At 36.3% G+C, this 23,615-nt stretch carries 21 protein-coding genes; 18 read left to right on the forward strand and 3 right to left on the reverse strand.

Annotation, left to right across the window (positions count from 1 at the left end):
- Positions 1–20: 20 nt before the first annotated feature.
- Entirely contained in the window at positions 21–758 is a 738-nt protein-coding gene (locus tag CN326_RS04755; RefSeq protein WP_098306727.1) for a pseudouridine synthase, read from the forward strand.
- 89 nt (positions 759–847) lie between these two features.
- On the opposite strand, the gene CN326_RS04760 is transcribed toward CN326_RS04755, so the two are convergent.
- A complete protein-coding gene (locus CN326_RS04760) occupies positions 848–1,069 on the reverse strand; it encodes a DeoR family transcriptional regulator (protein WP_035436379.1) in 222 nt (73 codons plus the stop codon).
- 354 nt (positions 1,070–1,423) lie between these two features.
- Here CN326_RS04760 and pepV point away from each other — a divergent pair, with 354 nt between their 5' ends.
- From pepV to CN326_RS04780, 4 genes are all read left to right on the forward strand, one after another.
- Positions 1,424–2,830 (forward strand): dipeptidase PepV, encoded by a 1,407-nt coding sequence (gene pepV, locus CN326_RS04765; RefSeq protein WP_098306728.1) that lies wholly within the window; start codon positions 1,424–1,426, stop codon positions 2,828–2,830.
- 152 nt (positions 2,831–2,982) lie between these two features.
- Complete coding sequence (gene thpR / locus CN326_RS04770; RefSeq protein ID WP_098306730.1) at positions 2,983–3,537, forward strand: RNA 2',3'-cyclic phosphodiesterase; 555 nt, start codon at positions 2,983–2,985, stop codon at positions 3,535–3,537.
- A gap of 67 nt (positions 3,538–3,604) precedes the next feature.
- Complete coding sequence (pulA, locus tag CN326_RS04775) at positions 3,605–5,746, forward strand: type I pullulanase (protein ID WP_098306732.1); 2,142 nt, start codon at positions 3,605–3,607, stop codon at positions 5,744–5,746.
- 166 nt (positions 5,747–5,912) lie between these two features.
- Complete coding sequence (locus tag CN326_RS04780; protein WP_098306734.1) at positions 5,913–6,710, forward strand: phosphotransferase family protein; 798 nt, start codon at positions 5,913–5,915, stop codon at positions 6,708–6,710.
- Position 6,711: 1 nt separating this feature from the next.
- On the opposite strand, the gene CN326_RS04785 is transcribed toward CN326_RS04780, so the two are convergent.
- Positions 6,712–6,990, reverse strand: coding sequence for a YtzH-like family protein (locus tag CN326_RS04785; RefSeq protein WP_098306736.1), 279 nt, complete (start codon positions 6,988–6,990; stop codon positions 6,712–6,714).
- Positions 6,991–7,199: 209 nt separating this feature from the next.
- Between CN326_RS04785 and trmB the strand changes: the two genes are divergently transcribed.
- From trmB to CN326_RS04810, 5 genes are all read left to right on the forward strand, one after another.
- Positions 7,200–7,853 (forward strand): tRNA (guanosine(46)-N7)-methyltransferase TrmB, encoded by a 654-nt coding sequence (trmB, locus tag CN326_RS04790; RefSeq protein WP_098306738.1) that lies wholly within the window; start codon positions 7,200–7,202, stop codon positions 7,851–7,853.
- A gap of 616 nt (positions 7,854–8,469) precedes the next feature.
- The gene (locus tag CN326_RS04795) at positions 8,470–9,453 is read left to right on the forward strand and encodes a S66 family peptidase (protein ID WP_098306740.1); all 984 of its coding nucleotides are present in this window, start codon (positions 8,470–8,472) and stop codon (positions 9,451–9,453) included.
- A gap of 522 nt (positions 9,454–9,975) precedes the next feature.
- The gene (locus tag CN326_RS04800; RefSeq protein ID WP_098306742.1) at positions 9,976–10,407 is read left to right on the forward strand and encodes a YxeA family protein; all 432 of its coding nucleotides are present in this window, start codon (positions 9,976–9,978) and stop codon (positions 10,405–10,407) included.
- A gap of 188 nt (positions 10,408–10,595) precedes the next feature.
- Positions 10,596–11,942: a 2-hydroxycarboxylate transporter family protein gene (locus CN326_RS04805; RefSeq protein ID WP_098306744.1), complete on the forward strand. Its 1,347-nt coding sequence runs from the start codon at positions 10,596–10,598 to the stop codon at positions 11,940–11,942.
- A 66-nt stretch (positions 11,943–12,008) separates the two neighbouring features.
- Positions 12,009–13,220, forward strand: a complete 1,212-nt coding sequence (locus CN326_RS04810) for an NAD(P)-dependent malic enzyme (RefSeq protein ID WP_098306746.1) — start codon at positions 12,009–12,011, stop codon at positions 13,218–13,220.
- Between the two features lie 178 nt (positions 13,221–13,398).
- Here the strand turns inward: CN326_RS04810 and CN326_RS04815 are convergent, their stop codons facing one another.
- A complete protein-coding gene (locus tag CN326_RS04815) occupies positions 13,399–13,776 on the reverse strand; it encodes a hypothetical protein (RefSeq protein ID WP_098306748.1) in 378 nt (125 codons plus the stop codon).
- A 425-nt stretch (positions 13,777–14,201) separates the two neighbouring features.
- Here CN326_RS04815 and CN326_RS04820 point away from each other — a divergent pair, with 425 nt between their 5' ends.
- From CN326_RS04820 to CN326_RS04855, 8 genes are all read left to right on the forward strand, one after another.
- Positions 14,202–15,809, forward strand: a complete 1,608-nt coding sequence (locus tag CN326_RS04820) for a sensor histidine kinase (protein WP_098306750.1) — start codon at positions 14,202–14,204, stop codon at positions 15,807–15,809.
- The gene (locus tag CN326_RS04825) at positions 15,806–16,513 is read left to right on the forward strand and encodes a response regulator (RefSeq protein WP_098306752.1); all 708 of its coding nucleotides are present in this window, start codon (positions 15,806–15,808) and stop codon (positions 16,511–16,513) included. The genes CN326_RS04820 and CN326_RS04825 overlap by 4 nt, the downstream gene beginning before the upstream one ends.
- Positions 16,514–16,742: 229 nt before the next feature.
- Positions 16,743–18,209, forward strand: coding sequence for a catalase (locus tag CN326_RS04830; protein WP_098306754.1), 1,467 nt, complete (start codon positions 16,743–16,745; stop codon positions 18,207–18,209).
- A 317-nt stretch (positions 18,210–18,526) separates the two neighbouring features.
- Positions 18,527–19,003, forward strand: coding sequence for a cell wall hydrolase (locus tag CN326_RS04835; RefSeq protein WP_098306756.1), 477 nt, complete (start codon positions 18,527–18,529; stop codon positions 19,001–19,003).
- A gap of 149 nt (positions 19,004–19,152) precedes the next feature.
- A complete protein-coding gene (locus tag CN326_RS04840; RefSeq protein ID WP_098306758.1) occupies positions 19,153–19,593 on the forward strand; it encodes an ester cyclase in 441 nt (146 codons plus the stop codon).
- A gap of 196 nt (positions 19,594–19,789) precedes the next feature.
- Complete coding sequence (locus CN326_RS04845) at positions 19,790–21,337, forward strand: spore germination protein (RefSeq protein ID WP_098306760.1); 1,548 nt, start codon at positions 19,790–19,792, stop codon at positions 21,335–21,337.
- 4 nt (positions 21,338–21,341) lie between these two features.
- A complete protein-coding gene (locus tag CN326_RS04850; RefSeq protein ID WP_098306762.1) occupies positions 21,342–22,445 on the forward strand; it encodes a GerAB/ArcD/ProY family transporter in 1,104 nt (367 codons plus the stop codon).
- Complete coding sequence (locus tag CN326_RS04855) at positions 22,442–23,545, forward strand: Ger(x)C family spore germination protein (RefSeq protein WP_098306764.1); 1,104 nt, start codon at positions 22,442–22,444, stop codon at positions 23,543–23,545. Before CN326_RS04850 ends, CN326_RS04855 begins: the two co-directional genes overlap by 4 nt.
- The last annotated feature ends 70 nt before the right edge of the window (positions 23,546–23,615 follow it).

Here is a 23,615-nt window from a genome sequence, read left to right on the forward strand (position 1 = left end):
TAAAAAGAAGGTGTGAAACGATGAGATTAGATAAATTATTAGCAAATATGGGCTATGGTAGCCGCAAAGAAGTGAAGAAGCTATTAAAAGACGGCATCGTAAAAATAGATGGCGTACCGGTGAAAGATGCAAAATATCATGTGAATGTGGAAGAACAAGAGGTTATGATTCACGGAGAAGTAGTGGAGTATAAAGAATTTGTGTATTTAATGATGCATAAACCTCAAGGCGTCATTTCTGCAACAGAAGATGATAATCATGAAACGGTTGTTGACTTATTAGAACTAGAAGATGCTATTTTTGATCCATTTCCAGTAGGAAGACTTGATATTGATACAGAAGGTTTTCTTTTATTAACGAATGACGGAAAGCTAGCGCATCAATTACTTTCTCCGAAAAAGCACGTGCCGAAAAAATATTTTGCGAGAGTAGCTGGGAAAGTTACAGAAGAGGATATTGCTGCGTTCAAAAAAGGTGTTATTTTAGATGACGGATATGAAACGAAGCCAGGAGAGCTTACGATTTTACAAAGCGATGATGTGTCTGAAATTGAACTTGTCATTACAGAAGGTAAGTTTCATCAAGTAAAGCGCATGTTTGAAGCAGTTGGAAAAAAGGTTGTGTATTTAAAACGTACAGAGATGGGGCCTTTAGTATTAGATGAGGAATTAGAACTTGGGCAATATCGTGAGTTAACAGATGAAGAAGTAGAAATGCTGAAGTCATATCATTCTCAAACAGAGGGTTTAGATAATTAATATATTACCCTGAGACCGATTCCGAAAACGAAAAAGAATCCCCTTTCTCTGTATAGAAAGGGGATATATTGTAAATCAAGTTAAATTTGTCACGAGGTCATTCTCACTTTCTTTCCTGTTGTTGTCCACTTGCCGCGGCAAGGGCTATACACGAGTTCATTAAATTGCAACACATTCAGATCGCGCTGTATCGTTCGCGGTGTGATCCCGAACTCATCTACAAGGTCTTGCGTCGTTACGGTGCCTTTCTCATTAATGTACATATAGATAGATTTAATGCGTGTTAGCATACGAGTAGTTGTAGGTTTTATCAAAAAACCACTCCTCTACAAGTTTTTTGACCCATTCAGGAAAGAAGGTCTTTACTTCCATTGTACTCCATATGAAAAAAATCATGCTCTAACTTGCTCAAATTTTACAAAATTTTAACATGTAATAGAGTTTGTAGAAAGAAAGTTGTTGACATTTTGTTTCTCTTTATCAACTATCTTACTAAATTTCTACGGAAAACGTCAAATTCCTGCAAAAAATTTTGAGAAAAATAAGAAAAAACCAATTTTAATTATCTGAAATATTTAAATTGTTCGGTATTAATCCTTTCCTTGCTAGCATAATAAGAAATCGTTTGCTATGATGAAAGAGAGAATAGAGAAGAAGGTGAAGGTATGACAAACATAAATTGGATGCAAGAAGTAGAGAAACGAAAAGATACTCTTATTCACGATGTACAGCAATTTTTACAAATTAAAAGTGTATGGGAAGAAGAGACGGCAAAAGAAGGCGCACCATTTGGAGAGGGTGTAGCAAAGGCATTATCTTTCATGCTAGATAAGGGAGAAGCTGACGGATTTCTTTCTAAAAATTTAGAAGGATACGCAGGTCATTTAGAGATGGGACAAGGAGAAGAACTTCTTGGTATTTTATGTCATGTTGATGTTGTACCAGAAGGAGACGGCTGGACAACTCCTGCATATAGTGCGGATATTCGCGATGGTAAAATTTTTGCACGCGGTGCAATTGATGATAAAGGGCCAACAATGGCAGCTTACTATGCAATGAAAATTGTAAAAGAATTAGGATTGCCGCTTTCTAAACGTGTTCGAATGATTTTAGGAACAGATGAAGAAAGTAATTGGAAATGCGTGGATCATTACTTCAAACATGAAGAAATGCCAACGATGGGATTTGCACCGGATGCAGATTTCCCGATTATTAATGCTGAAAAAGGGATTTGCGATTTATATGTTGTTCAAAATAAAAAAGAACACGCAGCAGGAGAGAATGTATTAGTATCATTTTCATCTGGACGTCGTTTAAATATGGTTCCTGATTTTGCAGAAGCTGTTGTAACGAGCGAAAAAGCAGCAGAACTTGCAAGTCAGTATGAACAATATGTAGAAGAAGCAAAGAAAAACGGAAAAGCAATTGTGGAAGGAAATACAGTTAAATTGCAAGTAAAAGGCATTTCTGCACACGGCTCTACGCCTGAACAAGGAGAAAATGCAGGATTAACACTTGTGAACTTCTTAACGACAATCTCTTTAGATGAGCAAGGCGCAGCATTTGCTAGCCTAGCGGCAGAAACATTCACAAATGATACGCTTGGGAAAAAAGCTGGCATTGCTTATGCAGATGAGATTACCGGACCATTAACAGTAAACGTTGGTCTTCTTTCTTATACGAAAGAAGAGGGCGGTAAACTGGGATTAAATATTCGTTATCCAGTTACAACAAACTTAGAAGGAACGCTGCAAACATTAACGAATTATGTGGGTGCACAGGACTTTGCTATAACAATTGTGTCAGACTCTCGTCCGCATCACGTAGATAAAAATCATGTGTTAATTCGTACACTTCAGCGTGTATACGAAGAGCAAACAGGCGAAAAAGCAGAGTTATTAGCAATCGGCGGCGGTACATATGCACGTTCATTGGAAGCTGGTGTTGCGTTTGGTCCTCTATTCCCAGGAAAAGAAGAATTAGCGCATCAAAAAGATGAGTATATTGAAATTGAGGATTTATTAAAAGCGACAGCTATCTATGCGCATGCTATTTATGAATTAGCAAAATAGTAGCAGCAATACATGAACCGCTCTCTACAAGGAGAGCGGCTTCTTTTGTATGTATGGAGAATAAGAAGACGTTTCACACTAATAATAGTGAAAAATCCTGCTTGGATGTATTTTGTTAGACAGTTTAATGCCGGGAAAAGGAGATAGAGAAGATGGCGAGACATTATTTTATTGCAGTGAAATTACCAAATGAGATAAAGAACGCGTTGGCAGAGTGGAAAGAAACGATAGAAGAAGCCGCCCTGTTTCGTTCTTGGGTGCATAAAGAGGACTATCATATTACACTGTCGTTTTTAGGAAGTGCTGAGGAAACGCAGCTTGAAAAACTGAAACAAGACTTGCAGCAGCTAGCTAAAATTTCACGTTTTTCACTTACATTGCAAGGATGTCATACATTTGGAAGAAAAGAACAGCCGCGTGTTTTTTGGGTGGGAGTGGAAGAAGAAAGGGCTTTGTTTGACTTACAAAAACAAGTATATACAATATGTGAACAGAATGGTTTTCAATTAGAAACACGCCCGTATCACCCTCACATTACGATAGCTCGTAAATGGAAAGGTGAAGAAAAATTTGATGAGAAGCAGCTTTCAGTAGTACCGCGGCGTACATTTGAAGTCGAAACAGTAACCTTATATGAAACTCATGTAGACCAGGTACCGAAGTATGAGGCAATCCATGAAATATCTTTACAGAAGACACAAGCTTGAAAACGTTTTCCGATTTTTTGAATATACTATAGAAAATGGAATGTCTCTTGGGAGGATGTGAGTACATATGTTAAACATACAGCGTACGTTTGAAGCATATTTAGATGAAATGGATAAAATCACAATTTTACTTCCGCATGCGTACGGAACGAGTAGCATCTTCCATTTAAAACAAGATGCAAATGAATGGGAGCTCTCAATCGAACGTATCATCTCTCTTCCACATGCAATAAAATATGAATGTAAAGTGAGTGAACCAATTACACTGAATCAGTGTTATATCATATGTGATGAGCGCGGCGTAGAAACAGATTTGCAGATGGGTGCTGTCATTCGAACAGCGAAGTTTGATGAGTTATATATGTACGAGGGAAGCGATTTAGGAGCTTCTTATTCAAAGGAACAAACTAAGTTTAAAGTGTGGGCACCAACAGCCACTAAAGCAAAAGTTCGTATTTATGAAAGCGCCGATGTATATACAGATTATGAAATGAATGGACAAGAAAAAGGCGTTTGGTGCTATGAGTTGTCGGGAGACTGGGATGGTGCTCAATATACATTTCTTGTCTGTATTAATCTTATTTGGCGAGAAGCAGTTGATCCATATGCAAAATCAGTTTCTTTAAACGGCACATATGGAATCGTCGTAAATCTTGCGAAAACGTATGTACAAGACCATGAACCGTTACCGCCAATGACTTCTATGACGGATGCCATTATTTATGAGACACACATTCGTGATATGACGATTCATCCTAATAGCGGTGCGAGTAATAAAGGAAAGTACCTCGGTTTAACGGAAGAAGGAACAGTAGGAAAAGATGGGACGTTCACAGCTCTTTCTTATATAAAGGAATTAGGAGTTACACATATCGAACTATTGCCCATTCATCATTATGCTGGAGTAGATGAGGAGCAGCCGTTCACAACGTATAACTGGGGATATAATCCGTTATATTACAACGTTCCAAATGGCAGTTATGCAACAAATCCGATTGATCCGTACAATCGAATTGTTGAATGTAAACAAATGATTCAAGCACTTCATCGAAATGGTCTACGCGTTATTATAGATGTTGTTTATAATCATATATACGAAAGAGAAACATCTTCTTTTGAGAGGCTTGTACCAGGATATTACTTTCGGCACGATGAAAATGGGATGCCGTCAAATGGGACGGGTGTTGGAAATGATATTGCATCAGAGCGTAATATGGTCCGTAAATTTATTGTCGATTCGGTATTATATTGGTTAACAGAATACAATGTGGACGGATTTCGTTTCGACTTAATGGGTATTTTAGATGTTGATACAATGAACGAAATTCGTGAAAAAACAAATACAGTGAAAGAACATGTAGTATTACTAGGTGAAGGATGGGATTTGCAAACACCGCTTGCTGCTAATAAGAAAGCAACGTTACAAAATGCAATCCAAATACCATATATTGCTCAGTTTAATGATCAATTTCGAGATGGAATCAAGGGAAGTACATTTGATGTCCAAAAAAGCGGCTACGCTCTTGGTGAAACAACAAATAAAGAGCATATCCAATATTTACTTACAGGAAGTGTTCCTTATTTAAAGTCGTCTAGTTTATTTCAAGAGCCTGTGCAAAGCATTAATTATGTAGAATGTCACGATAACATGACAATGTGGGATAAGATTGCAAGCAACAGTAAAGAAGAGGAACAATTGCAAAAACGTCGTCACCGCCTCGCAACGACAATGACATTATTAGCACAAGGTATTCCGTTCTTACATGCTGGTCAAGAATTTTACCGTACAAAACAAGGAAATGAAAATAGTTATAATGCCCCGGATTGCATCAATCAGATGGACTGGGATCAAAAAGAGCGAGAAGAAGAAAATATTTCCTATATAAAAGGAATGATTCGTATTCGAAAATCACACGGAGCATTTCGTTTTGCGTCGTCTGAGTTGATTAAGCGGTATATGTCCTTCTTAAATACGGTTCCTTCTGTTATCGCGTATTACTTACAGGATGTACAGCAGTTTGGGAAGTGGAAAGAAATTGTTGTGTTCTTTCATAACGGAATAGAAGAGCAAACTGTTTCATTGCCAAATAGCGGTGTATGGCATGTACTTGCGAACGATAAAAATGCAGCAGAGAGTCCAATTTCTTCATTTGATGGAGATACATTTGTTATTGCACCGATTAGTACCTATATATTGGCGAAAATGTGACGAATCGACCCTTGACGATGCGAATATAATAAATGTAGAATTGACAAAGGTGGCTATTCAGATAAGTTGCCATATATATTATTGTTTTTGTAAAATAAAGTAAAAGAGTGAACAGCTTGTTTGTTTCTTTTCATAACTATAAAAGATAAGGAATTGTTAACGGGTAATGAACATGGAATGGTTGGAACAATTGTTAGGAGAAGAGTGGAAAGTAATACCAGCCGGAGGGGCGACAGGAGATGCCTACATTGCGCACAATGAACAACATAAACTATTTTTAAAGCGCAATTCATCGCCCTTTCTTGCGGTATTGTCAGCAGAAGGGATTGTTCCGAAGCTACTTTGGACAAGGCGATTAACAAATGGCGATGTCATTTCAGCACAAAGGTGGCTGCCAGGACAAAGGTTAGAGCCAGAAGATATGAAATCTAAGCGAGTTGCAGCATTGCTGAAAAAAATTCATTCTTCTGAAGCGTTAGTGCATATGATTCAAAAGCTTGGTAAACAGCCCTTGCATGCGCAAGATATATTAGAAGAAGTGCTTCTCACTTTGCAAGAGGATGTAAAGCAAAATGAAATCATTCAAAAAGGACTTCAGTATTTACAAAAGTCCCTTCAGCATGTAGAATTTGATAATCTTGCTGTTTGTCATTGCGATGTGAATCATAACAATTGGTTATTAACAGATGATGATGAATTGTTCTTGATTGATTGGGACGGAGCAGTTATTGCAGACCCAGCTCTTGATATTGGAATGCTACTCCATTGGTATATTCCAAGGGATGAATGGCACGAGTGGCTTGAGCATTATGGATTAGAACTGACTGATTCTTTGCTAAGCCGTATGAAATGGTATGTTACACTGCAATGTATGATTTTCGTACAATGGTACACAGCAAAAAATAAGCAAGTAGAAGCAGAATATTGGCTTCAATATTTAATACAACTACTCGCTTCAGAATAATTTAAGAAAAACTATCCATTCCTGTAATCCATTGTGACAGTTGTTCTTGATGACCAGAAATATGGCCGTCTAAATCAGGAGACAATTTACCCGATTGACTATAGTAATATACATCGTTTAGCATCGTTTTGACCTCATTGCTCACACTGTCATTTACGAGTAATGATTGAATGAGACGTTCTAATTGTTCACACTCAGAAACCGTTCCACAGCAATCACTTTGATGATTGACTAAGATGTCTTTTAAGATTGCCATTTGATGTTCATGGTTAAGTGGCATTTTTGACACATCCTTTTCAGTTGTTATCGTAACAATGAAACGAGCGTAGTGTACCGCCAGCGAAGAGCTGATGAAAGTTGTATGTAATACACTTTGTAGTTTCCATCAAAATAGCAAATCTTATACTAGAAACAAACGGACCGAGTGCTCGTACGTACTTGGTTTTTTATTTGATACACACATCTTGAAATGCAGAGAGGGAGAGAACTATGCGCTTAAGACATAAACCATATGCAATGGACCGAACGAAAGAATATTCGCAGTTTGTAATTGGAAATCCGGAAGAACATAACGGGAAATGGAAAGAGTTGTTTGGTAACGACAACCCAATTCATATTGAAGTTGGAACAGGACGTGGCCGCTTCATGTACGAAATGGCAAAAGCAAATCCCGATGTAAACTATATTGGAATTGAGAAGTTTACAAGTGTGGTTGTAGATGCACTTGATAAACTAATTGAAGAAGCAGTGCCGAATTTAAAATTAATTAATAAAGACGCAGAAGATTTAACAGTATTTTTTGCGGAGAATGAAATTGATCGCGTTTATTTAAACTTTTCTGATCCATGGCCAAAGAATCGTCATGAAAAACGCCGTTTAACGTATAAAACGTTTTTACGTAACTATGAAACAGTACTTGTAAAGGGCGGAGAAATTCACTTCAAAACAGATAACCAAGCTCTATTCGAATACTCTCTTACAAGTATGGCGGAATATGGCATGCTGCTGCCGTATATTAGCTTAGACCTTCACAATAGTGATTTTGAAGGCAACATTATGACGGAATACGAAGAAAAATTCTCAAGCAAGGGAAATCGTATTTACCGCGTTGAAGCAAAATATCGTACAGAACCTGCGCAATAATGCGCAGGTTTTTTCTTTTTTAAGGAGCTAATTGCATAAAATAAAGAAGCCGCCCCAAAGTACTAGCTTTGTGACAGCTTCTTGGAAAAAAGAAAGAGTTAGATAAGCACAAGAATGTCAATGAAAGTGAAATGGTTTGAAAACTAAATTTTCAGAAAAATACAAAGCTTATAGGGTGTTTTTTTTCTACTCTTTCTTTATGATTATGAGTTTATCACTAAAAATAAAATAAATCAACAAAAAATAGACAATTTTCTTTATAATTCGACAATTTTACAGACTGATATAAGACTACTTATAAGAATTTAATATAGTTACTAAAGCTGGAAAGCTAGGCACATGAATATATTGTTGGAATTACATCTTTTGATCAAATTTGAGATTTATCCCGCTATTCGCGGGCAGTAAGACCCCCACCTCGATATTGAGAGAGAAGCGAGGAGTGGGGGGCTTACTGCCCGTAAAAGCCCGATTGGTTCAACTAACCATTAGCGGGGGATGAAAAACCCACCCACTGATGGAAGTTTCACTTTACATCAGAAGCATTTAAACTAATATTGGGCTATATTAAATAAGTGGATATCACATGGTAATACATATATAGGAGTGAAAAGGATTGTTTCAGTTAAACAAAGGAGATCAAATAGGTATTTTTTCACCATCACTGCCAGGTACATATACATCGCCTAATAGATTCAAACGCTCCAAACAGTTTATGGAAAGTAAAGGATTTCGTATAGTTGATGGAAGTCTTACTGGGAAACATGATGGATATCGATCTGGAAGTATAAAGGATCGTGCTCAAGAGTTGAATGAACTCATTCGAAATCCAGCGATTAAGTGTATTATGTCGTCTGTTGGAGGGAGTAATTCAAATTCTTTACTTCCCTATTTAGATTACGAAGCAATAAAACAACACCCTAAAATTTTTGTTGGATATTCAGATGTTACAGCAATTTTATTAGGTATTTATGCTAAAACAGGTATTCAAACATTTTATGGACCTTCCTTGATTTCTTCATTGGGAGAATTTCCTCCGTATGTAAATGATACATTTTTATCATTTGAAGATGTGCTAATAAAAAGTGAAGCACTTCCATATGAGTATCCTGTATATCCTTTTTGGACAGATGAGCAATTAAATTGGCAGACACAAAATCGGCCAAAAAAAAGTTATCCGAATGAATGGATTTGTGTAAAAGAAGGTGTAGCAACAGGTCGGTTAATAGCTGGAAATTTGACGACAATGTTAAGTATATGGGGAAGTCCTTATATGCCTGCTATTAATAAGGGAGATATTTTCATGATGGAAGACTGTAAAAAAACAGCAGCGATCGTTGAAAAGCATTTTAGTTTCCTAAAAATAAACGGTGTGTTCGACAAGGTTAGCGGCGTAATCTTAGGAAAGCATGAACAGTTTGACGATCAAGGAACAGGGTTAGCGCCATCTGACATTTTACTCGAAGTAATCGGGGACCTTGATATCCCTATTTTAGTGGATTTTGATTGCTGCCATACACATCCTATTGTAACAATGCCAATTGGAGCAACTATTGAATTAAATGCAACGCAGAAAACAGTTCGTATTTTGAGCTTTTAGCTTTTTACTTGTTTATAATACCTCGATATAACTAGAAACCAAAAAAAGTCCCTTCAGAAAAAATCTAAAGGGACTTTTTGTATCGTAAAAAACATACAAGTTTCTGAGTTAATAATTTAGTTGAATTTCAAAAATCATAAAAAATAGATAAAATACATATCAAACCAAATAACCTCAAAAAGTTTAAGGTATTTGGTTTGATATGACAGGACAGCAAAGAAAGAGTGGTAACTGCACATACATGTTAAACAAGTGGAAATAGAGTAAACAAGCAAAAAAATGAATATTTATACTTCTTGGAATACAGAGGGTTTTCGTTACTCTCTCTTTGTGATTGTAAGTGTAACACTAAAAATAAAATAAATCAACAAAAAATAGACAATTTTCCTATTAATTCGATAATTAGGATTTTTGGATAATATCTGTGATAAAGATTTAATCATTACAGAAATGTAATGTTTACGTCACCTAAATCGATAATAAATCACGCACAAAACCTTTACGATACAAAAGGATAATACATTGCAAATTCATAGAAAAGGCGTGAACGATTTGAAGAAATATGTAGTAGGTGTTATGACATGTGTTTTATTATTTTTACTATCTTCAGTAGCAGTTTTGGCTGTTGCTGAGAAAAACGATGTATTAAATATTAAAAAATGGGGAACGAAAGAATATTATGTTCAAATCACAGAGAATGGAAAAGAAGAACCTTGGCAAGGTGATGATGGAAAAAAGCACATTTCGTATTGGTATACAATGAAGGCATATGATGAAAAAGGGAAGGAAGTAACTGTTAAATTTTTTGCAAACAAAAACTTGAAACTACATGCATTTCTTCGTGTGTATGTAAATGGTGAATATCCTGACAAAACACATGGAATTCAAAGCTACGAAGAGGTAACAATGAATGAATTACCTATGAAGGCAAAAGAAAAGTTAGGTGTGAAATAATATATAAAAAAAGCAGTCCGTATTTATGTAGAAAAAAACGCTATTCTTTTTGTAGAAATATAAAAAGGATAGCGTTTTTTACCAATCTCGTTTTTTTAATTACAAAACCAATTACAAAACTTACAAAATCTGTTTTTACTATTGAAAGCGTTTTAATATTGTGAGTAACAACATAAGGGGGTGCCTCTATGGGGATTCAAAATAAAATGGAAACGGTGTCACCTGTAGGTGAAGTAGAAACAAAACAGGAATCACTCGTTTCAAAAATCATGAATATAAAAATTGGTGTTATACCGTTGCCTTTATATATCGTGCTAGCGGCTGTTATTTACGGAGCATCTGTATATAATAAGTTGCCTGCTGATATGATTGGTGGATTTGCAGTTATTATGATTATGGGAATTTTCTTAGGTGATATCGGAATGAGAATTCCAATTTTAAAGAACATTGGTGGACCAGCAATTCTTTCATTATTTATTCCTTCATTACTTGTGTTCTTTAATTGGATGAACCCAGCTTCAATGGATGCTGTGAATATGTTAATGAAAAAATCGAACTTTTTATATTTATATATTTCTTGTTTAGTAATCGGAAGTGTTTTAGGAATGAGCCGTAAAGTGTTAGTGCAAGGCTTTATTCGCATGTTTATTCCGTTAGTTGTAGGAACACTCGCTTCTATTGCAGTTGGATTATTAGTTGGATCATTATTTGGATTTGAAATGAAGCGAACATTCTTCTTTATCATTGTACCAATTGTGAGCGGTGGTATCGGAGAAGGGATTTTACCACTTTCCTTAGCTTACAGTGACATTTTACATCAATCATCAGCAACATTTGTATCTCAGCTTATTCCAGCAGCGGTTATCGGAAATATGTTTGCGATTGTAGGTGCTGGATATATGAAGCGATTAGGTGAGAAAAAACCAGAGCTTAGCGGTAATGGTATGTTGGTAAGAACAGGTGATCAAGATGAATTATTAAAAGAACAAAATACAGAAAAACCAATTGACTTCTCATTAATGGGAGCAGGTTTATTAATTGCATGTACGTTCTTTATTTTCGGTGGATTGGCTTCTAAATTTATTGGTATTCCAGGGGCAATCATTATGATCTTTTCAGCAGCACTTGTAAAATACTTCAAATTAATGCCAGCAAAAATGGAGCAAGGTGCATATCACTTATATAAATTTATTTCGACAAGCTTAACGTGGCCATTAATGGTTGGTTTAGGATTGCTATACATTCCGTTAAAAGATGTAGCAGCTGTTCTTTCAGTTGGATATGTTGCGGTGTGTGCATCAGTAGTAGTAACAATGATAGCGTCTGGTTTTCTTGTTGGAAAAGTCATGAAAATGTACCCAGTTGAATCTGCGATTGTAACAGGATGCCATAGCGGATTAGGTGGAACAGGAGACGTTGCGATTTTATCAGCTTCAAACCGTATGGAATTAATGCCATTTGCACAAATTTCAACACGTTTAGGCGGAGCAGCGATGGTTGTAACAGCATCAATTTTATTAAAAATGTTTTCGTAATGTATGCAGACAAGCTAGCTATGTAAAGACGTAGCTAGCTTGTCAAATTAGGAGGAGATTATTTCTATGTTAGAGAGTCAAATTAAGGAACGTTCATTATTGCTTCATAAAGAGTTAGTAGGAAAAATTGAAATTACAAGTAAAGTAGAAGTGAATTCAGCAGATGATTTAAGTTTGACATATACACCAGGTGTAGCTGAATCTTGTAAGGCGATTGCTGCAGATGAAGAAACAGCTTACGATTATACGGCACGCGGTAATATGGTTGCGGTTATTTCAGATGGAACGGCAGTGCTTGGATTAGGCGATATTGGGCCGAAAGCAGCTATGCCTGTTATGGAAGGAAAAAGTATTTTATTTAAAACGTTTGCGAATGTCGATGCATTTCCGCTTTGTCTTGGAACGACGGATGTAGATGAAATCGTAACCATTGTTAAAAATTTAGAGCCTACATTTGCAGGTATTAATTTAGAAGATATTGCAGCACCGCGTTGTTTTGAAATTGAAAAGCGTTTAAAAGAAGAAACGAATATTCCAGTGTTCCATGATGATCAGCACGGAACAGCAATTGTTGTTTTAGCTGCGGTGCTTAACGCGTTAAAAGTGGTAAATAAAACGATGAATGAAGTAAAGATCGTCATTAATGGTGCTGGTTCTGCAGGGATTGCGATTGGTAAATTGTTATTAAAAGCAGGCGCACAGCATATGACATTAGTAAGTTTAGAAGGGGTTGTTTGTGAAGGAGAATCATGGATGAACCCAGCACAAATCGAGATTGCTAAAGAAACAAACCGTGAACATGTACATGGAACATTAAAAGAAGCGATTCACGGCGCAGACATTTTTATCGGTGTATCTGCTCCTAACGTATTAACAAAGGAACTTGTAAAGACAATGAATACAAATCCAATCGTGTTTGCAATGGCGAATCCCGTGCCAGAAATATTCCCAGAGGATGCGCTGGAAGCTGGGGCAGCTGTTGTTGGAACAGGACGCTCTGATTATCCAAACCAAGTGAACAATGTATTGGCATTTCCAGGTATATTCCGCGGTGCATTAGATGTCCGCGCAACAGATGTTACAGAGGAAATGAAATTAGCTGCGGCGTACGGAATTGCTAACATTATTACAGATGAAGAACGAAATGCAAATTACATTATTCCAAATCCACTGGATAAAAGAGTTGTACCAAGTGTAGCAGCTGCGGTAGCAAAAGCAGCTATTCAATCAGGAGTGGCGCAAATCACAATGATGCCAAACTATTCTGCGGAACAATAAAGTGAAACTTTGAATGGAAGTTTCACTTTATAATTTGTTGTTCTTTTGGCTTGTTAAATTAAATAGGTATCCATTGCTACTCATGGATATCTTTTTTGTTTGTTTAAAATCACCACTAGTATAATCTTTGGAAATAGAGTGTTCTAATTCGCATTCTTTTGAATCTATACTCAAAATCTTAACTTTTATTAAGTGTGAAGAAATCTTGTAACAAAAATATAGCAGTTATAATGATCATTCCAAAGTTAAATATAAGAGCGGTTATAACAGATAAGTCTGTGATATTTAATAATACGATACAGATTGAAAAAATTGATGCAATAAAAGGAATGATTTTTTTCGTTCTTGATATCACATACCCTTTACTTTCCTGAAGATATATCATCATTACAGCAATAATTAATAGTAAGGGAGCAGTAATAAGGACCCCAAACCAACCTACAGCATCTTCAATAAACCAAGGTAAAAATCGTATGGTTGAGGAGAAGATAAATAGGTTAAGTACGAAAGCAAGTAATTGTATGAGAGATAATCTATACATGTTTTTTTGCTTCATAGTTTCAAATCTCCTAGAGTGTAATTTTACACTGTTTTAAAAATAATTCACTCGGGTGTCAAGTAGCTTTTCAGCAAATTTTATCCCGCTATTCGTGGGCAGTAAGACTCCCACCTCAAGATTGTGAGGAATCCGAAGAAGATAGATGGGGGATAACTGCCCGTTAAATCCCGATTGGTTCAACTAACTAACCATTCGGAGGAAAAGCATCTCCGAATGGAAATTTCACTTTATGCTCCTTTTTCTATTTTTGTACCAAAATCTAGAAGTCTGTATGGACCTTTTGGAACTATAGTATATTTGTATTAAAACTAGTAAAGTAATGTAGATGATTTTACTTATAAAAAGTGTTGTTTTTATTAAAGAGAATAAGTAAATATAGATTTTTCATGCGGGATAGAAGAAATAAGGGAGAAAATAGAGAGATGAGAAAAAGAAAAAACTTGTTAGGTTTATGGCCAACGATTACATTGCTGGTGTGTACGGTTGTCATATTGTCTTTGCTTGTAACAGATATTTTAATTAGTCATCATGTTGAGCGTATGACAGAAGAGAGCCAAATGGAAAAAGCTAAAGCAGTTGCACGTATTACAGCAAATTCACCGCTCGTAATCGATGCTTTAGCGGGAAGAAAAGATGTATCTGAGATTCAAACGTATACGAATAGACTTTTAAAAAATACAGATGTTCAATTCATCGTAGTCATGGATATGAATGGAATAAGAAAGTCTCATCCAGATCCTAAGAAGATCGGCCAACATTTTGTAGGGGGCGATGAAGGCTTAGCCATGAAAGGAAAAGAACATGTATCAATGGCAAAAGGGACATTAGGGAGATCTATGCGCGTATTTGTACCGATTTTTTCTGAAGCGAAAGAACAAATCGGGGTTGTTGCTGTTGGAATTTCAGCTGATAATGTGGAAGAAAGGGTTAAGGAGAGTAGACATATTATTTACATCGGTGTTAGTGTTGGAATTTTAGTTGGTATTATAGGTGCTATTTTATTAGCTAGACATATTAAGAAAATTTTATTTGGCCTCGAACCTAGTGAAATCTCAAAAATTTTAGAAGAGCGGAATACGATGCTACAATCCGTCAAAGAAGGAATTATTGCGATTGATAAAGATGCGAGGATTACTTTAATTAATAACGAAGCGAAACGATTAATTGAGAAAAGCGGAATTAAAGAAGAGTGTATTGGTAAAGACATTGAGCAGTATATGCCGAACACAAGGATAAAAGAAGTATTACAAACGGGAGCAGCGCAGTTCGATGAGGAACAAAGTCTACATGGGATTACAATTGTTACGAATCGAGTTCCGTTATACGTAAAGGGTGAAATTGTTGGTGTCATTGCAACATTTCGTGATAAAACGGAAATGAGAAAATTAGCAGAGCAGTTAACGGGTATTCGACTATATGCAGAGGCTTTACGAGCACAATCTCATGAATTTATGAATAAGATGCACGTTGTATTAGGGCTAACACATATGAAAAATTATGAAGAATTAGAGACGTATGTTAGTAGCATGGTATCAGAGCATCAATATGAAATTGGCGGTGTGATGAGGAAAATAAAAAATCCCGTGTTTGCAGGGTTTATGCTTGGCAAACTTAGCTATGCGAGAGAAAAGGGGATAGAACTGACTATAAGTGAGGATTCGTATTTACCAGATCCAGATGATGAGAGATTGATTCATGAGCTCATTACAATTGGAGGAAATTTAATTGATAATGCACTAGATGCGGTGGCGAGTTGTGAATATAAGCAAGTACACGTTTCCGTCCAATATCATGATAAATTGATTATTAAAGTTACCGATACAGGAAATGGAATTCCGAAAGAAGAAGTGGATAAAATATTCGTCAAAGGATATTCCACAAAAGGTGAAAATCGAGGGTATGGTTTATATCTTGTAAATGAAAGCATAAGGCGCATAAAAGGGAATATATATATCGATTCCGTCTTAGGAAAGGGAACGACCATTACAATTGAAATACCATATAAAAGTAGGGATGAGATAGGAAAATGATCAAAGTTTTAATTGTAGAAGATGACCCAATGGTGGCGATGCTAAATAAGCATTATTTAGAACAAGTGGGAGGATTTGAACTTGTTCATATAGCTAAATCCGTAAACGAAGCAGTACAAATATTAGAGGAATCTCATATAGATTTTATACTGCTTGATATTTTTATGCCTGGTGATACAGGGTTTGAATTGTTATTGCATATCCGCAATAAAGAAAAAGAAACTGATGTTATGATGATTTCAGCGGTACATGATATGGCAAGTATTAAAAAAGCACTGCAATATGGAGTTGTCGACTATTTAATTAAACCATTTACATTTGAACGTTTTAAGGAAGCGTTAACTGCATATCGTGAGAAATTTAGATTTATGAAGGCGCAACAAAAGATTAATCAATCTGAACTAGATGCACTGATTTTACAAAAAGAAAAAGTAGAATCTCACGTAAGTAAAGAACTTCCAAAAGGATTAACAAAACAAACATTGCAGTTAATTTGGAAACAAATAGAATCGCTCCGTGGAAACGCATTTACAACAGATGAAATGGCACAATTAGTTGGAATTTCAAGAGTGTCTATTCGAAAGTATGTCATATTTTTAATTGAAATCGGAGTTTTAGAAAATGAAATGGTTTATCAGCAGGTAGGAAGACCGGTAAGTAAATTGCGTTGTATTGATGAAAATAAAATAAAGCTGTACATGTAAGCTGTCTCAAAAGGTCGTTGAATAATGACCTTTTGAGACGGCTTTTTTGAATAGAAAAGAGTAGATATGCGAGATGACTAAGATGTATTTATTCATTATTTAGTAGTAATAGTTTTTAAAAAGTGAAAAAATTTTATATAAATAATTGACAATGGAGTCACTTTTTAATAATAATTAGATTATAATAATTTTAAATAAATAATTTTTATTTAAAAGGAGGATTTCAGAAATGAATCTTAATAATCGTTTAACAACAAACCAAGGTGCTCCTGTAGGAGATAATCAAAATTCTCGCACAGCAGGTCGCCGTGGACCAGTCTTATTAGAGGATTATCATTTAGTAGAAAAGTTAGCTCATTTTGATCGCGAACGTATTCCTGAGCGTGTGGTACACGCGCGTGGTGCTGGTGCCCATGGTATTTTCGTAACAAAAAATAGTATGAAAGAATATACAAAAGCAGCATTTTTACAGAAGGAAGAAACAGAAACACCTGTATTTGTTCGTTTTTCAACTGTTATCCATGGCCAAGGTTCTCCAGAAACAGCTCGTGATCCAAGAGGCTTTGCAGTAAAGTTCTATACAGAAGAAGGAAACTATGATCTTGTTGGTAATCATTTACCCGTATTTTTCATTCGTGATGCAATCAAATTCCCTGATATGGTTCATTCTTTAAAACCAGCACCTGATACAAATATTCAAACACCGGATCGTTACTGGGATTTCATGACGTTATCACCAGAATCGACTCATATGCTAACATGGGTATTCTCTGATTACGGTACACCTGCAAACTACCGTCAAATGGAGGGCTTCGGTGTTCATGCATTTAAATGGGTAAACGAAGATGGAAAAATTGTGTACGTAAAATATCATTGGAAGCCACAACAAGGTGTACGTAACTTTAATGCGAAAGCGGCAGAACAAATGCAAGGAAAAGATTTTAACCATGCAACTCGTGATTTATTTGATGCGATTGAGCATGGGAATTATCCAAAATGGGATCTTCATGTACAAGTCATGGAACTAGATAAAATGGATTCTTTAGAGTTTGATCCACTAGATCCAACAAAAATATGGCCAGAAGACCGTTTTCCATTAATTGAAGTAGGTACAATGACATTAAATCGTAACCCGCAAAATTTCTTTGCAGAAGTAGAGCAAGCGGCATTTTCACCGAGTGCAACTGTGCCTGGTATTGAACCATCTGAGGATAAATTATTACAAGGACGCTTATTCTCTTATCCGGATACACAGCGTTATCGCTTAGGAGCAAATTACTTACAAATACCTGTAAACTGTCCGTATGCAGCTGTTCATAATCAGCAACGTGATGGTTTCATGCAAGTAAATCAACAATCATCCACAATCAATTACGAACCAAGTCGTCATACTGAAAATCCAACTGAAGATCCAGCGTATCGAGATTCAACTATGAAACTTACAGGTTATGTAACTCGTGAAAAAATTGAGAAGCCAAACGATTTCCAACAAGCCGGTGAGCGTTATCGTTCATTCTCTCAAGAAGAAAAAGATAACTTAATTGCGAACCTAGCAAATGATTTAAAAGATGTACATGAACAAACAAAATTGCTTGCAATTTGTAATTTTTTCCGTGCAGATCGAGAGTATGGTATGCGTTTAGCGCAAGCATTAAACGTTGATATTTCGGCATATATGGGAGGGATTGTGAAATAGTGGGAGTGTCTCTCAAAGTGGTTGTTTAGCCAGTTTTGTAACTAGTTTTTTTACTTACAAAACTTATGGAAACTATTTTATCACCGAAAAAATTTCAAAATTGCGAATAACAAACAATTTGCTAGGACTCGTAGTTGAATGTAGACATTATGAGTCCCAGCAAACAGTTAAGTTTTGATATTGTTTGTTTTAGGTGAAATCCTATTCTTTCGTCAAAGAGTTAAATAATTAGATCATTTATTATACTGTAACCCGAGTAGCAGACAAGTTAACCTATTCGGGTTTTTTGTTATTTAGAACATGTCTTTTTTAAACAAATGCTCCTTGCTGCATATAGTTATAGGGAGAACGGAGGGATAAAAGTGACGAGAATTGCCTATTCAGAAAGTGATGTCGATTTACTTGCTCGTCTTATGAGAGCGGAAGCAGAAGGTGAAGGGCAACAAGGTATGATGGCAGTAGGAACAGTTGGTGTGAATCGTGTAATGTGCGATTGTTTGGATTTTAAACAAATTACAAATATTGAACAAATGGTGTATCAGCAGCCAGGCGGATTTGAAGCAGTGACGAAAGGGTATTTTTATCAACGAGCAAGAGAGAGCGACAAAGAAATGGCAAGAAAATGTTTGAATTATGCTCGTATATGGCCAGGTGTATATTCTCTTTGGTTTTTTCGTCCAGTTGGCGATTGTCCTCCTACGTGGTGGGATCAACCTCATGCAGGACAATATAAGAATCATTGTTTTTATGAACCGACTGGAAATGACTGTCCGAAGGTGTATAGTGGAAAATAGAGTAAGTAGCTTGGGACGAATATATCGGCGCTTCGACACAACATAAAGACCACTCGACGATATTCGACATACAAAAACACCTCATTTGCAAAATGAGGTGTTTTTTGCTATTTTCATAGAAAATAATACTGAGAGGAAGCGATTGTTATATGATGCCTGAGATTATAGTTAGAAGATTTTTTGAAGAAATACGTTCAGGACGTAATCTACATCTAGTAACAGAGTTTATGGCAGAAAAAGTGTTGGCTCATCAAGTTCAAGCTGAAGATGAAGTAACAGTTGAAAGATCTCCTATGGATTATGCGGATCATGTACAAGAGATGTTGGATGCTTATGGTACGTTTACTTTAGAAATTCAAGAATTGTTAGTATCTCAACAAGATCGTGTATATGTTCGATGGAAACAAACAGGTACTCATATTGGTGAAGTAGATGGATTTCAGCCAACCGGACTTCCTATCATTCAGTTAGCTAGCGCGGTGTATCGTGTAGAAGGCGGGAAAATTGTAGAGTACTGGATTCAAATTGACCGCACTGGCATTACAGCTCAATTAGAACGAAATAAAAAGATAAAAATCGAAAATAATTAAAAATATTTATTTTATCCCTAAAACAAAAAAGCATTTCTTTCTATTATACATACAGAAAGAAATGCTTTTTGTTTTGAGGATTTGATTAAGAGTACCATTAGTTCGTGAATAATGAGCCAGAATGGTTATTAGAATATTTTCCCTTAAAGAATACATAATAAAAAATAGTTATGAAATGTAGAAAGGGATGGAGTTTATGTTTAATTTTCTGAAACCATTAAAAGGTAGACGTAATTCAAAGTCTCTTCAAATAAACAATAATACTCATTTTCAGGAAAAAGACATAGAAGATTCTCCCTTGGACGTTAATTTATCTAAGAACATAGCTCAACTTCAGCAACTCTTCTGTCAATCTCCTGATTTGGTCATTCGTCCGTTTCCAATCACAGTCGATGGATTAGAAGCAGCTTTAGTCTATTTGTCTGGATTAACGGACAAGCAATCGATTCAAAATCATGTTTTAAGTCCTTTGATGAATAGTGCCCGTGATCCTAACACGGATCTGCCCATTACATTAGGGCAGGTCAAAGTCGTCGATACGTGGACCAAAATTGAAAGTGCTATTTTGGAAGGAGATAGCGTTTTATTTATTCATGGCCAAACTACAGCGCATCAATTAGATACGAAAGGATGGCCGCAAAGAAATATTGAAGATTCTAGGAATGAAATATCACTAAAAGGTGCTCATCAAGGGTTTGTAGAAACTGGAAGTCAAAATATCGCATTGATTCGGAGATATATTCCTCATCGAGAATTAATGTTAAAAGAGATTACAATTGGTATGCGGAGCAAAACGAGGATTTCCATTTTATATTTGAAAGATGTAGCTTCCGAAGAAGTACTGGAAGAATTGGAAACACGGATTCAAGATATTATGGTGGACGCTGTCATTAGTACGGGTGAACTTATCGAGTTCATTGAAGATAATCCGTATTCACCGTTTCCTCAATTTATATTAACTGAAAGACCCGATTTAGCTGTATCTCACATTCTCCAGGGAAGGTTTGTAGTTGTTGTGGATCATTCTCCAAATGTATTGATTGCTCCGACAAATTTTATATCCTTTTTTCAAGGAGTTGATGATTACGGGACACGCTGGTTAGTTGCCTCGTCTATTCGGATACTTCGTTTCTTCGCTTTTTTGATTGCTCTATTTTTGCCTGCGAGTTATGTTGCGTTTATTTCCTTTAATTTTGAGGTCATTCCTGTGGAGCTTTTTTTATCTATTGCGGAATCAAGAACGCGCGTACCATTTTCTCCAGTTATGGAAGCACTGCTTATGGAAATGACTTTAGAAATGATGAGGGAAGGAGCTTTGCGGCTACCCACTCCGATTGGTCAAACAGTTGGAATTGTAGGCGGGATTATCATTGGACAGGCGGCCGTTCAAGCCGGAATTGTAAGTAACATTATGATTATTGTTGTTGCTGTTACAGCCATCGCTTCTTTTATCATTCCGAATTATGATATGGGGGCAGCAATCAGGTTTTTACGGTTTCCTATGATGATATCAGCTGCCTTGTTTGGAATTGTAGGACTTGTTATCGGGTGGATGACATTAATTGCACATCTCATCAGTCTTGAATCGCTAGGTACCCCTTATGGGACTCCGTTAGCACCGTTTCGCTTTGCAGATATGAAGGATGCTTTTGTACGCTTTCCTCTATGGGCAATGAGAAGCCGCTCTAAAGGTACGGGAGCTATTCAATCTATTCGTCAAGGAAAAAACCACAATAAAAGGTGAAACTATGAAAAAGTATGCCTATAATGACATCACTCTTATGCAGTATATTTTTTTAATTAATGGAATGCAGGTGGCAACTGGAGTTTTAGCTCTCCCACGAGTGCTTGCAGAAAAAGCTGGAACAGATGGATGGATAGCTATACTTATTGGCTGGGTATTCTCCACAATATCTGGTATTTTTATCGTTAAAACATGTGCAAGATATCCAGAAGACACGCTTTATGACATTCTTATACGATTGTTTGGAAAAATAGTTGGGAAAGCACTAGTTGTTATTTACACGATATACTTCGCTTGTTATTCCGGTATCGTTCTTGTGAACGCTATGCTTTATCTTAAGGCGTGGCTTCTTCCGAAAACGCCTGACTATATCATTATATCTTTGTTTTCAATTCCTATCTTTCTTGTTGTACGCAACGGTCTTCGTATTATAGGACGATACTGCGAACTCGCTTTTTATATGATGATTTGGATTCCGGTGTTTTTTTTGATACCGCTAAGAGGTGGCTGGAGTTGGCTGCCTTTCTTTCCATTGTTGAAGGATGGATGGAATCCGATATTGACAGCTGTGCCAACTACTATTTTTGCCTATTTAGGATTTGATATTACGTTCTTTTTGTATCCTTTTTTACAAAAAAAGCAGTACGCGGTCCATGGATTTGTTATTGCAAATACTTTGACGATGTTATTCTATTTGTTTGCTACTCTTGTTTGTTTTGCTTACTTTAGCCCTGATGGCATTACAGAATTTAATCAACCAGTACTAAACTTATTTAAAGTAATTGAATTTCGTTTTTTGGAGCGTTTTGACATGGTTTTATTGGCTGCTTACCTAATTGTTGTTTCCACAGCCTGGATCCCTTGCATATACTGCGCTGTATTTTGTTCTAGTCAATTACTTGGAAAAGAAGATCATAGCTCTCACGTCATTGTTCTATTATTGTGCATTATCGGTTTTGTATTTTTAACTCATCCTACTTGGAATGAATCTGAGGCTTGGCAACAGGCAATCTCAAATGCTGGATTAGGATTGACGTATATATCACCTGTGATTTTATGGATGTACAGCTGGGTATATGAGAAGTATAGCCGGAGGGGAATACATTGAAAAGGAAGGTATTATGTTGCATTTTATTATTGACGTTCACGATGACTGGATGCTTTGATCAAACAAATGTTGAAGATGTTTCCCTTACTCTTATACTTGGTATGGATTTAGATCGCGATAATAATTTATTGGTATACATGTCAAGTCCTGTGTTTAATAAAGAAGCAAAGATGAAAGAAGAAAATACTGGTGTGAAATCTGTTACGGTTCGAAATTCTAGAGAGAAATTCGATGCTACGGTTATGGCGCTAACATCGGGAAGCAAAACGCAAGTCTTTTTAATTGGGAAACGGCTGCTGAAACGAAAAAACTGGGAAGATTATCTTGACCCATTTTACCGTGATCCAAAAAATACGGTTACTGCACGAATTGTCGCTGTGGATGGACCTGTTTCGGACGTAATTTTTTATAATCCAAAAGATAAGCCTCGGCTCCCTTTGTATTTAGCAAAACTAGTTGATACCGCCTATATGAGAAATGTCACGGTAAAAACAACTCTTCAAAAATTGCATCAACAAACGAAAGATAAAGGGATGACAGCGAGTATTACCGAGATGAAAAAAAAGAATAGAGTATGGGTGACAGGAACAGCCCTGTTGGACGAAAAAGGCAGATATAAATTAACGCTAACACCGGATGAAAACAGCTTATCACGCATTTTACAACACGAAAATAAAGGCGAGTTTCTATTTACACTTGCAATCAAGCCGAAATCGAATGACCGTAATAAAGATTGGATAAGCTTTGCTGCTCAAAACATCAAGGTAAAGACAAAAGTAAAATATGACAGTCATTTTATATTTAATATAGATGTAAAGATGAGAATCGCCATTACAGAACGGCTTTTTCCATTCAATACAAGAAAGGACGCGGAAAAGCTGCAAAAAGCTATTGAAACTAAGCTGGAAGCTGATTTTAAGGATTTAATAAAGAAAATACAAGCTGCCGAAATCGACCCTATTGGACTTGGTACATATGCAAGAACTTACACATATCCAGAGTGGAAAAAAGTCCAAAATCAATGGGGTAAGGCATTGGCAGAGGGGGATGTAAATGTTAAGGTAAGTGTAAAAGTTGGTGCGATGGGAACGATTAAGTAATAAGAGTTCAACTGGGATACGTATGAAAATTGATTATAATTTGCAAGCCCCCTTCAGATCTTCTGAAGGG

This window comes from Bacillus sp. AFS018417 (genome assembly GCF_002560985.1).
In the GTDB taxonomy this organism is placed as follows: domain Bacteria; phylum Bacillota; class Bacilli; order Bacillales; family Bacillaceae_G; genus Bacillus_A; species Bacillus_A rhizoplanae.